General features: G+C 71.5%; 12 protein-coding genes. 6 read left to right on the plus strand and 6 right to left on the minus strand.

Annotation, left to right across the window (positions count from 1 at the left end; genetic code table 11):
- Positions 1-29: 29 nt before the first annotated feature.
- On the minus strand, positions 30-1067 hold the full coding sequence (locus tag ACQPZF_RS25485) for a MerR family transcriptional regulator (protein WP_433260936.1): 1038 nt from the start codon (positions 1065-1067) through the stop codon (positions 30-32).
- Positions 1061-1828: a HEAT repeat domain-containing protein gene (locus tag ACQPZF_RS25490; RefSeq protein WP_433274692.1), complete on the minus strand. Its 768-nt coding sequence runs from the start codon at positions 1826-1828 to the stop codon at positions 1061-1063. The genes ACQPZF_RS25485 and ACQPZF_RS25490 overlap by 7 nt, the downstream gene beginning before the upstream one ends.
- Positions 1829-2060: 232 nt before the next feature.
- On the opposite strand from ACQPZF_RS25490, the gene ACQPZF_RS25495 reads away from it, so the two are divergent.
- On the plus strand, positions 2061-2903 hold the full coding sequence (locus ACQPZF_RS25495) for an SDR family NAD(P)-dependent oxidoreductase (protein ID WP_433260938.1): 843 nt from the start codon (positions 2061-2063) through the stop codon (positions 2901-2903).
- A gap of 72 nt (positions 2904-2975) precedes the next feature.
- Here the strand turns inward: ACQPZF_RS25495 and ACQPZF_RS25500 are convergent, their stop codons facing one another.
- Positions 2976-4541: an endonuclease/exonuclease/phosphatase family protein gene (locus tag ACQPZF_RS25500; RefSeq protein ID WP_433260940.1), complete on the minus strand. Its 1566-nt coding sequence runs from the start codon at positions 4539-4541 to the stop codon at positions 2976-2978.
- A gap of 102 nt (positions 4542-4643) precedes the next feature.
- Positions 4644-5342, minus strand: a complete 699-nt coding sequence (locus tag ACQPZF_RS25505; RefSeq protein ID WP_433260942.1) for a hypothetical protein — start codon at positions 5340-5342, stop codon at positions 4644-4646.
- A gap of 247 nt (positions 5343-5589) precedes the next feature.
- On the opposite strand from ACQPZF_RS25505, the gene ACQPZF_RS25510 reads away from it, so the two are divergent.
- From ACQPZF_RS25510 to hutI, 5 genes are all read left to right on the plus strand, one after another.
- Positions 5590-7773, plus strand: coding sequence for an ATP-binding protein (locus ACQPZF_RS25510; RefSeq protein WP_433260944.1), 2184 nt, complete (start codon positions 5590-5592; stop codon positions 7771-7773).
- A gap of 129 nt (positions 7774-7902) precedes the next feature.
- Complete coding sequence (locus ACQPZF_RS25515) at positions 7903-8592, plus strand: hypothetical protein (protein ID WP_433260946.1); 690 nt, start codon at positions 7903-7905, stop codon at positions 8590-8592.
- 6 nt (positions 8593-8598) lie between these two features.
- On the plus strand, positions 8599-9462 hold the full coding sequence (locus tag ACQPZF_RS25520) for an MBL fold metallo-hydrolase (protein ID WP_433260948.1): 864 nt from the start codon (positions 8599-8601) through the stop codon (positions 9460-9462).
- Positions 9462-10022: a carboxymuconolactone decarboxylase family protein gene (locus tag ACQPZF_RS25525; protein WP_433260950.1), complete on the plus strand. Its 561-nt coding sequence runs from the start codon at positions 9462-9464 to the stop codon at positions 10020-10022. Before ACQPZF_RS25520 ends, ACQPZF_RS25525 begins: the two co-directional genes overlap by 1 nt.
- Positions 10019-11230, plus strand: a complete 1212-nt coding sequence (gene hutI / locus ACQPZF_RS25530) for an imidazolonepropionase (RefSeq protein WP_433260952.1) — start codon at positions 10019-10021, stop codon at positions 11228-11230. Before ACQPZF_RS25525 ends, hutI begins: the two co-directional genes overlap by 4 nt.
- Here hutI and ACQPZF_RS25535 read toward each other — a convergent pair.
- Together ACQPZF_RS25535 and ACQPZF_RS25540 are read right to left on the minus strand one after the other, a co-directional pair.
- Positions 11185-11994, minus strand: a complete 810-nt coding sequence (locus tag ACQPZF_RS25535) for an SDR family oxidoreductase (protein WP_433260954.1) — start codon at positions 11992-11994, stop codon at positions 11185-11187. The genes hutI and ACQPZF_RS25535 overlap by 46 nt on opposite strands.
- A gap of 26 nt (positions 11995-12020) precedes the next feature.
- Positions 12021-13133, minus strand: a complete 1113-nt coding sequence (locus ACQPZF_RS25540) for an ABC transporter substrate-binding protein (RefSeq protein ID WP_433260956.1) — start codon at positions 13131-13133, stop codon at positions 12021-12023.
- Between the last annotated feature and the right edge of the window lie 14 nt (positions 13134-13147).

Below are 13147 nucleotides of genomic sequence, written 5' to 3' on the forward strand. Positions count from 1 at the left end.
CAGCGGGGGCGTCGAGGGTCCGCAGGCCTTTACGGGACCTCGTCGCCCCGGTCTTCGGTGGACCGCACTTCGAGAGCGGCGACGAAGGCCGAGGCGACGAGGGCGACAGCGCGGTCGTCGTCGTGGGCCAGTCGGCGCAGGACCTCCCGCGCGGTGGTCCCCGGCAGCTCGACCAGGGCCTGGGTCAGGCGTATCCGCGCCGCGGAGTCCGCGGTGTGCGCGGCGAGTTCGTCGCTCAGCGCGGTCAGGATCCGGTCCGCGCACCCGGGGTCCTGGGACAGCGTTCCCAGTACCTCCGCCGCGTCGACGTCGTTGGCCCCCTCGACCACCATGCCGACGAGTGTCGGCACGGCCGCGGCCACCCCGCGCGTGCCCACGGCCAGAGCGGCGTGCCTGCGCACCGTCGTGTCCGGGTCTCCGAGCGCGTCCGCGAGCGCCGCGGTCGTAGCCGGGGCGTCGGGCATGTCGGCGATCGCCAGTACCGCGCGCCGGCGGACGTCGACGTCCTCCGAGTGCAGGCCGGCGGTCAGCGTCGCCACGCCGTCGCCGTCCGATCGGGCGAGCGCCCAGCGCAAGGCGCCCGCGACGTTGGGGTCGGATTCGGCCAGGACCGCCCCCGCCAGCAGCTCGGCGGGCACCGACACGCCCTCCGGCCTGGACAGGACGGCCTGCTGCCTGCGCGCCGCGCTGGTCGAGTCGAGCCCCTGCATAAGTTCGACGATGCGCAGGACGCCCTCCCAGCCGGTGGGCGCCGACGCGTCGATCGCGCGGAGCCGCCCGAGCAGCTCCTGGTCCCGTGCCAAGCGGTCTTCCGTCCACCGGATGAGGTCGCTGACCAGTGCGGACGGCGTGAAAGCCGGGTCCTCCAGCGCACGCCCGACCTGCTTGAGCGAGAGTCCGAGGGACCGCAGGCTCTCCACGTGGAAGATCCTGCGGACGTCCTCGGCGGAGTACTCGCGGTAGCCGCCGACGGTGCGACCGGTCGGTCGCACCAGGCCGAGGGCGTCGTAGTGCCGGAGCATCCGGGTGCTCACCCCCGAGTGGCGAGCCACATCACCGATCAGCAATCCGCAGCCCCCGCCGGCTCGGTCGGCTCGGTCGGCTCGGTCGGCTCCGTGGTCCCGGCCACTCCCGACGCGGCAGCGGCAGCAGCGGCGGCGGCTTGTTCGGGCCCGAGTGTGACGAGTCGCTTCGCCTCTTCGACGGCCGCGTCGAACCCGGTCTCCGGGTCGTGCAGGAGCAGCACGGTGGCACGGGCGTGCGCGGCCACCACCGGGTCGGGGTTCGCCGCGGCCTCCTCCAGGGCGGGCTCGATCACCTCACCGAGGCCGACGAGGGCCCGGCTCAGGCTCAGCCGCATGCCGCGGTCGCCCCGGCCGAGCTGCACGACCAATTCGTCGGCCAGGTCCTTCTTGTCGTCCTCGGGCACGAGGGCGACCGCGACGCGCCAAGCGGTCCGCGCGACCTCGTCGTCGGCGTCGCGCAGCATGTCACGCGTGATCCAGGCCCACGCGCCCTTGTCGCCGATCTTCGAGAGCGTGTGCAACGCCTGGCTGCGGGCCTGAGCGCGCCCGGAGTCGAGTTCCCGGCGGATCCTGGGCAGGGTGATCTCCGGCGAGAGACGGGTCAGCGCCCAGGACAGCATGTCGCGCACGAAGAAGTCCGGCTCGACCGCGCACCGCTCCACAAGGGACTCCAAGAGGCCCGGGTCGGGGTTCGAGCCTGCCGCCAGGGCCGCCTGGAGCCGGACCGACGAGTCCTCGGCGCCCAGCGCGGCGGCCATGCGGGTGTTCTGCGGGGTTCCGCTTGTCGTGTTGATCGGGACCACCTCCCGCAGCCAGTGGACACCTTGCCACTGTGTCAAGGTCAAGCCCGTGACCGGCCGATCAGGAGATCATCCGGTCCGGACGCCGCCTGCGCGCGCCGAGCACGGCGGGTGACGCTACCGGACACCGCTGGAGCGGGCACGCCGTGGCTGATCGGATCCGGTCCGCGGCGCGGGAGGGTGTCCTCGACGATTGGTCACTCGTCTGTGCGCCTGGTGTTCCAGAATGCCGGCCATGGGTGTCCTTGACGGCAAGGCTGTGGTGATCACCGGTGCGGGTCGTGGCCTGGGCAGGGCGTACGCCCTGCACGCCGCGTCCTGTGGTGCGGCGGTGGTGGTGAACGACATCGACGGGCAACCGGCCGAGGACGTGGTCTCACTGATCCGGGGTGCGGGGGGCCGGGCAGCCGCGAGCATCGGTTCGGTCGCCGATCCCGACCAGGCACGGGCTCCGGTCCGGCGGTGCCTGACCGAGTTCGGCCGGATCGACGGTCTCGTGAACAACGCCGGCCTGCGCTACCAGGCTCCGGCGTGGGACGACGACCCCGCGCGGATGCGGGCGTTGATCGAGGTCAACGTCCTGGGATCGATGTACTGCGGGTCGGCGGCTGCCGCGGCGATGCGTTCCGGGGGCGGCGGGTCGATCGTCAACACGGCGTCGCTGGCGATGGTCGGGCAGCCGACCGCGGCGGCCTACTCGGCGTCCAAGGGCGCGGTGGCCTCGATGACTGTCGCGTGGGCGGTGGAACTCGCCGACCACGGCGTACGGGTCAACGGCATCTGCCCCGTGGCCTGGACCCGGATGGCCCAGGCCGACACCAGGACGCCTTCCGCCCCGGACCAGACACCGGACAGGATCGCGCCCATCGTCAGCTACCTGCTCAGCGACCTCTCCAGCGGTGTGACCGGCCAACTGATCCGCTTCACCGCCGCCAAGCTCCACATCGTGTCCCACCACTCGGCCAAGGACCCCGTCCTGCGCAACGACGGCTGGGACGTCCACGACATCGCCGAAGCCTTCGACACCCACCTCGCCGACACGCTCGAACCGCCGCCCGCGCAGAAGTGGACGCGATAGCGCGCCACCCCGACCTCGAAGTGCGCGACGCCCGCCCCGGACGCCCGCACCGATCGACCGGAGGCCGGTCGGTCAGAACCAGGCGGTGCGGAAGGTGGTCAGGACGGCCGCGTGATCCGAGGACCAGGCATTGCCGCGGTGGTGGGGAACCGCGGCCGGCTTGCCCTCGACCAAGGCCTCCGACTTCACCACACCCAGCGGGCCCGCGTAGTAGACGAAGTCGATCCTGTCCTGCGGTTCCGGCTCGCCCTTGTGCGAGTCGTGGCCGTAGCCACCGGTGAACACCGGGTAGACCGGCGACCACGTGGCCCCCGGCGCTGTCACCGGGTTCCGGTTCGCCACCCGGTAGGAGTCCCGGAGCGAGGCCCGCAGGGGGAGCACCGAGGTCGGCCACGGGACGTCGCCGTAGCCGCACCGGCGGGTGGTCGCGGTCCAGTCGAGGTGGGAGGGCGCGTTGAAGTCACCGACCAGCAGCACCGGCGTGCGCCACGCGGCGGCCAGGTCCGGGCGCATCTCCCGCAGCACGGCCTCGATCTGGGGCGTGCGGCCGGAGCGCTCCTCGTTGGCCAGTAGCTGTTCCTCCGTCATCCTGCCGAAGCACGCGTCGTACGGGCCGTACGGGTTGTGGCCGAGGTGGACGTTCCACACCACGACCTCCTGCCGTTCGTCGGCGCGCACGCGCACCTTCGTCGCCACCGACAGCGGGCCGCCGGCGACCGGCTGCCTGCGCTCGACGATCGGGTACCGGCTGATCACTCCCAGGTCGGTGCCCGCCTGGTGGTAGTCCCAGCCCAGCGCCTCCGCCAGCTCCCGGGTGGAGGTGGCCGAGGTCTCCTGGAGACCCACGACGTCGACATCGGACCGGAGCAGGAACCGGAGCTGCTTCTCCCGGCCGCCGTCGACCTGGCTGCCGCCGTGCCACAGGTTGAAGCTCATCGCTTTGAGCTCCGGCACCAGCTTCGTGCCCGGCGGGCGGACGTCGACGCCCGCTGTCGCCGTGCTGGTCTCGCCGCGTGCGTTGCGCGCCTCGACGCGCAGGGGTGCCGAGCGCCGGGAGTCGCTTGAGCGGGGGGTTCCACCGATGTGACCCTCGGCCGACACGGTGATCCAGTCCGGGCCGCCGGTCTTGCGGAAGGTGAGTCCGTCGACGTCCCCGCGCACCAGTCCCCGCACCGTCGCCTGGTACGGCACGCGGGCGCGGGCGTTGCGCAGGTCGAAGGTGTCGGTGATGAAGTGCAACGGCGCGTTGCTCGTGATCTTCACCTTCGCCGGCGTCGCGAGCCACCGGTACCCGTCCTGGGCCAAGGCGAAGACGATGTAGTCGCCCGGCTCCAGCCCGTCGGTCGGCAGCACGGCCTTGCCGCTGCCCGCCGTGATGTACGTCCACCGGGTCGACGGTCCGACGTACTCCTCGTCCACCGGGCCGTTGCCGGGGTCGGAGTAGAGGCCGAGCCAGTTGGTCGCGTGCGGGACGGGGGTGGTGTAAGTCGCCTCGATCGGTTCACCGACGCGCACCGCCGACGACTTCAGTTGCAGCGTGCCGTCCGGTGCCGCCGACGCCGGGGTCACGGCAGTGGACAGGACGAGTGCCGCCGCCAGGAGCGGGGTGAGCCAACGCATCCGCGCCTCCTTGATCACGCCGGCAGCGTAGGTCGGGCTGGTGACGAGCGCGTGTAATCGCTGTTGCCGACGACTGGCCGGGAGCGGAACCCCACAGGCTTCGGCTGACGCCTCCGGAGGTCAGAGCGGGTAGGGACTGGTCGGCAAGTGCATGATCGGGTTGCAGCGTTCGCAGAGGGTTCGGCCTGGGCGCCTCCACAGGAGGCGTCCGCGGCATCCCTCGCACTCGACGCTCGACTCGGCGACGTGCGAGGCGTTGTGGCAATCGGTGGGCTCCGACGAGGCGCGGTCGTCGTCCGATGGCATTCCCGGGGTGTAGCGGGCGGGGCTGCCGGTCAGCGACTCGTACAGACGCAGGTCGTTCGGCGGGACCAGGTACACGGTGCTGCCGGTGGTCATGAGTGGCACCGCCCTGCCGGCGGGGACCAGGGCTGCCACGTGGTCCAGTGTCAGGCCTGCCCACGGCCTGAGCTTCGGGTGATCGCCGCCACAGTGCCGGCGGTTGTCCGGGCATGTCGCGAAGTTGTGCACGGTGCACTTGGCGACGTCGACCCAGCGCAGACCGGTGGCCACGGCCGAGCCCCTGGGAGGCAGGTTGTCCCACGGGATGTGGTTGCAGCCCACCGAGGGCACCCGGCCGTCGTGCCTGCGGACGAACATCTCGTCGTGGCCGGGCACCGCCGGTTCCAGGCAGAGCAGCACGCGGTCACCGCGCCCGATCCTGCCCCGCAGCGAGGCGACCGTCTGGTAGTCGCTCCCGGAGAGGCGGGAGAGGTCCAACTCGCGGTTGTCCGGGACGTACAGCACACGCGTCGTCATGACGGCCCCGCATTCTCACGACCAGGAGGTAGTTGAGCGAAGAGCTGCGTGCCTGATGGTAGGACGCCTGGCGAGCGGCAAGCGGTGGACACGGCGCCCTACAGGGAAAAGCCATGGGGCGTCCGTCGTTGTGCGGAGCGGGTCGGTGCGGTCGGGTGAATTCGGTCGGTGCGGGCCGGTGTTTGCGATGGTGCGGTGGAACGCTGGGACTTGCCAGTCCTGGATCGGACCGGGGAGGTGTCCTCCGGTGGTGCCGCCCGAGCCGGAACACCCCGACGGCTCCGAGTCCGCCGGTCCGGGCGGCGCTGGTGTGCGCAACACGGCGTCCGGTGTTGTGGGTGCGGTGGTGCAGGCCGGTGTGGTGCACGGTGACGTGCACCTGTACGCGGCGTCGCCCATTCCGGTGGTGCCGCGGCAGTTGCCCGCCGCGCCGGGGTTGTTCGCGGGGCGGGTGGCGGAGTTGGCCGGGTTGGACCGTGCCCTGCCCGCCGATCTGCCTGTCGCGGGTGCGACGGTGGTGGTCTCGGCGATCGGCGGGGCCGGCGGCATCGGCAAGACCTGGCTGGCCCTGGCGTGGGCGCACCGCCGGCTGGACCGGTTCCCCGACGGACAGCTTTTCGTGGACCTGCACGGGTTCAGCCCCACCGGTGAGCCGATGGCGTCCGGGGCGGCGGTGCGCGGGTTCCTCGACGCCCTGGGCGTCGACCCCGGCCGCATCCCGACCGACCTCGACGCCCAGGCCGCGCTGTACCGCAGCCTCGTCGCGGACAGGCGGATGCTGATCGTGCTGGACAACGCCGCCACCGCCGAGCAGGTCGTGCCGCTGCTGCCCGGCAGCCCGACCTGCACCGTGCTGATCACCGGCCGCCACCGGCTCACCTCCCTGATCGACCGGCACGGCGCCCGCCACCTCCACCTGGACGTCCTCACCCGCGACGAGGCCCGGACCCTGCTGACCGCACGCATCGGCCCCGACCGCGCCGCCGCCGAACCCGACGCCGTCGACGAACTGGTCGACCTGTGCGGGGGCTACCCACTGGCCCTGACGATCACCGCCCGCAACGCCGCCACCCACCCCGCCATCCCCCTGGCCGAGATCGCCGCCGAACTGCGCGAACTGGGCTTGGACGCACTCGACAACGACGACCCGACCGCCAGCCTGCCCACCGTGCTGTCCTGGTCACTGCGCCGGCTCACCGACGAGCAACGCACTCTGTTCGCACTACTCGGAACCGCCCCGGGCCCCGACACGACCCTGCCTGCCGTGGTCTCCCTCACCGGCCTGTCCACAGCCCGCGCACGCAAGGCCTTGGCGACGTTGGAAGAGGCGTCGCTGGTCGAACGGCGACCGCACGGCCGATACGCGATGCACGACCTGGTCCGCCACTACGCCGCCACCGCCGCCACCGCACTGCCCGAGCACACCAGGGAGACAGCCCTGGCCCGAGTGATGGACTTCCACCTGCACACCGCTCTCGCCGCCGACCGCCTGCTGAACCCCCACCGCCGACTCGCACCACCCGACCCGCCCGCGGACGGCGTCCACCCGCACCCGCTGCCCGACGCCGAGACCGCGATGGCCTGGCTGGACGCCGAGCACGCCACCCTCCTGGCCACCCAACGCGCCGCCGTCGCCCTCCGCCGCCACCACGCCGTCTGGCACCTCGCCTGGGCACTGGACACCTTCCACCTCCGGCGGGGTCACCTGCGTGACACGCTCGCCGTGTGGCGGTCCGCGCGGGACGCCGCCGAACACCTGCCCGACCCCACCACCCGCAGCCGCACCCACCGCAATCTCGGCTGGGCCTGTTCCCGGCTGGGCATGCACGCGGAGGCCATCGAACACCTGGACCGGGCCCTCGACCTGGCCGTGCACCACCACGACCGTCCCGAACAGGCGCACACCCACCGGGTGCTGGCTTCCGCCTGGGGACAACGGGGAGACCTCCGGCGGGCCTTGGACCACGCCCGACACGCCCTCGGCCGCTACCGCACCCTCGACCAGCCGGTGCGGGAGGCCGAGGTGCTCAACCTGATGGGCTGGTACGCGGCGGGCCTGGGCGAGTTCGTCACCGCCCGCGACCACTGCCGCGCCGCCCTCACGCTGCACCAGCACCACGACAACTCCAGCGGTGAGGCGGCCACCCTGGACAGCCTCGCGCTCATCGCCCACCGCACGGGCGACCACCGGCAGGCCGTCGACCACTACCACGAGGCCCTCACCCTGTACCGCACCCTCGGCGACGCCTACGAGGTCGCGGACACCCTCGACCGCATAGGCCACCCCCACGTCGCCCTCGGACACCACGACCAAGCCCGCACGGTCTGGCTGGGTGCGCTGGAGCTGTACCGCGAACAAGGCCGCGACACCGATGCCCAACGCGTCCGACGACAACTCCACGACCTCGACAACCCCACCGACCCCTGCTGACCGGTCCCGCGCACGATGGCCACCCGCATTGGGACGCGTACCCAGAGATTTCCGCCGGCCGTTGTGCCGGGCGGACAGTGTTTTCGCAGGTCGTTGACGCGGTTCGGGCTGCTGTGTTTCAGTCCGGCGGTGACGCAGGACGTGTTCGGCGCCCCATTCGTGCTCGTGGTGGGGCTCACGACAGATCCGGACGAGGATCCCGAGGCGATCGAGCTGTTCGATCGCTACTACAGCACCGTCCACCTCCCCGAGATGCTGAAGCTGAACCCCGGATTCGTCACCGCGGCGCGGTTCGAGTCGACCGAACCCGATCCGGGTGGCACTCCGACGCCGCGATGGCTTGCGGTCTACGGCATCGACAGCGAGCAGTCCGCGCGGGACTTCGTCAGCCGCGACGACCGGCGGCCGGCCTACTCACCCGGCCCGCCGGCCTGGGGCAGGGCTCGACCGGTGTGGCGGATGATCTGGCGCACCACCGCGGTCTTCGGCGGACTGGTCGGCCCGGTCAGCCGGACGGCGCTGATCGGGATGAGCCCGGCGGCCGGCGCGGACCCGGCCGGGCTCGCCGAGTTCGACCAGTTCTACAGCCGCACCCACCTGCCCGAGATCGTGGCCGGGTTCGGGTACGACCGGGGCACCCGGCTTGAGCTGTGGCATGAGTTCCGCCACCCCGCGCCGGGTTGCCCTCGGTTCTGTGCCGTGTACGAGGGCCGCGGCGCGCGGACCACCCCGGGCTCCGCGCTGACACCGGGACCGGACGCCTGGGAGAACCGTGAAGTGTCGTGGCGGGTGAAATACCGGCCCCTTACTGAGGAGTGACCGCATTTGTCCCCGATCGGACTCGACACCCTCCACATCGGCGCCATGACCGTCTCGCACGTCAGCGACGGCGTGCTGGCCGGCCCACGACGGACCTGGTTCAACGGCGTGGACCCCGCGCAGTGGATGCCCGCCGTGGGCGTGACCGACCCGGACACGCCCTTCACGGTCAACTTCGGCGGGTTCGTGATCACCGGCGACGGCCACGTCACGCTCGTGGACACCGGCTGGGGCCATCGCGCGCACGAAGTGCCAGGACTGGAGGGCGCCGGACTGATGCTCGACCGCCTGGCCGACCTGGGCATCGCACCCGGCGACGTCGACCGGATCGTGCAGAGCCACCTGCACGCCGACCACTGCGGCTGGCTGGTCGAGGACGACGAGCACACGCCGACGTTCCCGAACGCCACCGTGTACATCCACGATCAGGAGGTGGCGTACTGGTCGGGTGACGAGGTCGACCTGATCGAGGCGAACCGCAAGATGCTGCCGACCGTCCGGCCGAGGGTCGAGGCCGTGCGCTCCGCGGGCGCGCTGCGGACATACTCGGGTGAACTGGCCTTGTCCGACGCGGTCACCATTGTCCCGACTCCGGGGCACACCCCGGGACACGTGTGCGTGATGGTGGCGTCCGGTGGCCGGACCGCTCTCCTGGTCGGCGATCTCGCGCATCACCCGACGCACCTGGAACACCACCACTGGCTGCCGGTCATCGACCACTCCCCCGAGCAGTCCGTGCTCAGCCGCGGACGGATCGCGGAGCTGGCGGCGGAGAGCAAGGCGGTCGTTCTCGCGCCGCACTTCCCCATCCCCACCCGGGTCGAGGTGGGCCGTGCCCCCGACGGCTCGTTCCACAGCGAGGTGAACTGATGCCGCCGGACACACCGCGGATCGCACCGGTGCCGGTCGACGACTATCACCGGCTGGAACGTGACCTGTTCGGCGAGCAGGCCAGGCGCGGCACCGCGAACATCTCCCGGACGTGGGCGCACAACCCCGGCCTGATGAAGGCGCAGCGCCCGTTGCAGGACTACCTGTTCGACGCGTCGACGCTGCCGGCCCGGCACCGGGAGCTGGCGATCCTCCGCATCGGGTGGCTGTGCCAGTCGGCGTACGAGTTCGGCCAGCACACCGTGTTCGGACAGCAGGCGGGCCTCACCCCGGAGGAGGTCGAGCGCGTCACCCGCGGGCCACAAGCCGACGGGTGGACCGAATTCGAGTCGGCGCTGCTGCAAGCGGTCGACCAGTTGCACGGCACCGCGCGCATCGCCGACGAGACGTGGACCGTGCTGACCGGAACCTACGACGCCGCAAAGATGATCGACCTCATCGCCGTCGTCGGTCGTTATTGGACAGTCAGCGTCACGCTCAACTCACTCGGCGTTCAGCTCGATCCCGGCAAGCCCGGATTCCCGGGCACGGCACCGTGACCGCTACCGTCGTAGACGGGATCGGCCTGCTCGTCACCAACGATCCGGCGTGCGGACGAGGTGCCTTGGGGCAGCTCGCGAACGCCGCCCTGGTCATCGAGCACGGGCGGGTGCTGTGGGTCGGGCCTGCCGCTGACGCACCACCGGCGGACGAACGGATCGACGTGGCAGGGCGGTGTGTCGTCCCGGGATTCGTGGACAGTCACAGCCACCTCGTGTTCGCCGGGGACCGGGCCGCCGAGTTCACGGCCCGGATGGCGGGCGAGCGGTACACGACCGGTGGGATCGCGACGACAATCCGGGCAACCCGTGCGGCAAGCGACGACGACCTGCGCACCACGGCGTCCCGGTTGGCCGCGGAGGCGTTGGCGGCGGGCACGACCACCATCGAGGTCAAGAGCGGCTACGGGCTGACCGTGCGGGACGAGATCCGCTCACTGCGCGCCGCCGCGACCGTCACCGAGGAGGTGACTTTCCTCGGCGCACACGTGATCCCACCGGAATACGCCGCCTGCCCGGACGACTACGTCGCCCTGGTCACCGGCCCGATGCTGGACGCCTGCGCGCCTGGGGCGAAGTGGGCCGATGTGTCCTGTGAGGACAGTTCCTTCGACGCTGATCGTGCGCGAGCCGTGCTCACCGCGGCCCAGGCCAAAGGGCTCGGGCTGCGCGTACACGCCAACCAGTTCGCCCATGACGCCGGAATAGCGCTCGCCGTCGAGTTCGGCGCGGCGAGCGCGGACCATTGCACGTACACGACCGACAAGGACATCGAGGCACTGGCCGCGAGCACAACGGTGGCGACGTTGTTGCCCGCGGCCGAGTTCAGCACCCGGTCGCCGTATCCGGACGCGAGGCGGATGGTGGACGCGGGCGTGACCGTGGCCATCGCCACCGACTGCAACCCGGGCTCCGCCCACACGACGAACATGCCGTTCTGCATCGCCTTGGCGGTGCGGGAGATGCGCCTGACTCCCGACGAGGCACTGTGGTCCGCCACCCGGGGCGGCGCCCGGGCCCTGCGCCGAGACGACGTCGGCAGGCTGTCGCCGGGAGCCCTTGCCGATGCCGTCGTGCTCGACGCGCCGTCACACCTCCACCTCGCCTACCGACCGGGCGTCCCGATCGTCCACTCCGTACTCCGCCGGGGCGAGCCCGTGCTTCAACGAGCAGCCGTGCCGGCGATGTCGGCGACCGGGGATCCGTAGACCTGACGGCCCAGCGACTGCCCGCCGTCCGCGGTCAGCACCGACCCGGTCACGTACCCGGCCTGGTCGCTGAGCAGGAACGCGGTGAGGTCGCCGATTTCCTCCGGAGTGCCGAACCGGCCCGCCGGCACGGAGGCCAGGACCCGGTCGTGGTCCTCCGCGGACGCCCACAGCGCCGCACCCGCCCCTTCCGTCGTGGTCGGACCCGGCGCGATGCAGTTCAACCGGATGCCGTACCGCGCCCATTCCACGGCCAACGACTTCGACATCGCGACCACCCCCGCCTTCGCCGCGGCACTGTGCACGGTGCCGGGGTGTCCCGTCCACGCGTACGTCGCCACGACGCTGACGACGGCTCCCGGCGTGCCTGCCTCGATCAGCCGCCGGCCCACAGCCGAAGTGCAGTTCCACGCTCCGTTGAGGACGATGTCGACCACCGCGCGCCACCCATTGGGAGACAGGCGCTCCGCCGGTGTCACGAAGTTGCCCGCGGCGTTGTTGACGAGGCCGTCGATCCGCCCGAAACGAGCCACGGTGGCGTCGACGCACTCCTGTACGGCGGCCGGGTCGCGCACGTCACCCGAGTGGGCGAGTGCGGCTCCACCACTGCGCTCGGCAGCGGCCACCACCGCTTCGAGCGGTTCGACACGACGGCCCAGAACGGTGACCGACGCACCCAGTTCGACCAGCCGCAGTGCGGTGGCCGCGCCTATCCCGGTCCCGCCTCCCGTGACCAGATAAACACGGCCCTGCAACGATTCCACGGAGTCTCCTCGGTCTGGTGGCCAGGTCATGTCGCCGCGAACTGCTGGAACCGCTTGAGCACCGCCTCGCGGTTCTTGCCCCACCACGCGGCATCGTTGAGGAACTGCACCTCGGCGTTGGCCGGGTAGGACGGCATGGACAGCGCCAGGTTCTTGTCCATCAGGTCCAGCGCCTTGCTGTTCGCCGGGCCGTTGTTGTAGTTGCTCCACACCGCGGCCTGGACCTCGGGCCGCACGGAGTACTCCGCCAGCTTGAACGCCGCCTCCTTGTTGGGCGCGCCCCTCGGCACCGACCACGAGGCGAGTTGCAGCATCCCGCCGTTCCAGGTGAAGTCCAGCGGCGCGCCCTCCTTGCGCAGGGCGTCGACCCGGCCGGAGAACATGCTGGCGGCCACCACCTGGCCGCTGACCAGCATCTGGCCCGGCTGGGAGCCCGCGGTCCACCACTGCGGCACGTTGGGCTTGAGCTGCTGGAGCCTGCCGAACGCGCGGTCGAGGTCCACCGGGTACACCTTGTCACGCGGCACGCCGTCGCTGAGCAGCGCGAACTCCAGGTCCGGCGGGACGCCCTGGTCGGCGCCGCGCAGGGTGCGCTTGCCGGGGAACTTGCCGACGTCCCACATGTCCTGCCAGCCGGCGAGCTTGGCGGAGCCGAGCGCCTTGGTGTTCCAGGCGAGCACCACCGAGAACAGGTAGTAGGTCAGCCACTTCGGATCCACATAGGACGGATCGATGCCCGGTATGGTGCGCAGCCGGTCCGGCAGATCCTCGAAGTAGTCGCGGCCGACCGGGAGCACGGTGGACGGGCCGCCGGCGATCAGGTCCCACTCGACGTTGCCGGTGTCCACCATCGCCTTGATCTTCGCGGTGGTCGGCGGTCCGGCGATGACCACCTCGATGCCGGTCTCCTTGCTGAAGGGGTCGAAGATGTGCTTCTTCTCCGCCTCCTGCAACGCACCGCCCCAGTCCGCGACGACCACGCGTTTGCTGCCGCCACCACCGCCTCCACCGCTGCCGCAGGCACTCAGCAGGGTGCCCGCGCCGCCGAGCGCCGCGAGGCCGCCCGCCAGCACGGCACCGCGTCTGAGCAGGTCACGGCGGGATAGCGCACCGGAGGGGAAACCGGCTGTGTTCGTCATGATGAACCGTCCTT

The sequence above is a fragment of the Actinosynnema sp. CS-041913 genome, from assembly GCF_050942485.1.
In the GTDB taxonomy this organism is placed as follows: Bacteria; Actinomycetota; Actinomycetes; order Mycobacteriales; family Pseudonocardiaceae; genus Actinosynnema.

What these genes read in the sequence shown, in the direction of transcription:
- ACQPZF_RS25495 (WP_433260938.1), top strand. Translation starts at nt 2,061, where the DNA reads ATGGGTGTCCTTGACGGCAAGGCTGTGGTGATCACCGGTGCGGGTCGT.
- ACQPZF_RS25505 (WP_433260942.1), bottom strand. Translation starts at nt 5,342, where the DNA reads ATGACGACGCGTGTGCTGTACGTCCCGGACAACCGCGAGTTGGACCTC.
- ACQPZF_RS25525 (WP_433260950.1), top strand. Translation starts at nt 9,462, where the DNA reads ATGCCGCCGGACACACCGCGGATCGCACCGGTGCCGGTCGACGACTAT.
- ACQPZF_RS25540 (WP_433260956.1), bottom strand. Translation starts at nt 13,133, where the DNA reads ATGACGAACACAGCCGGTTTCCCCTCCGGTGCGCTATCCCGCCGTGAC.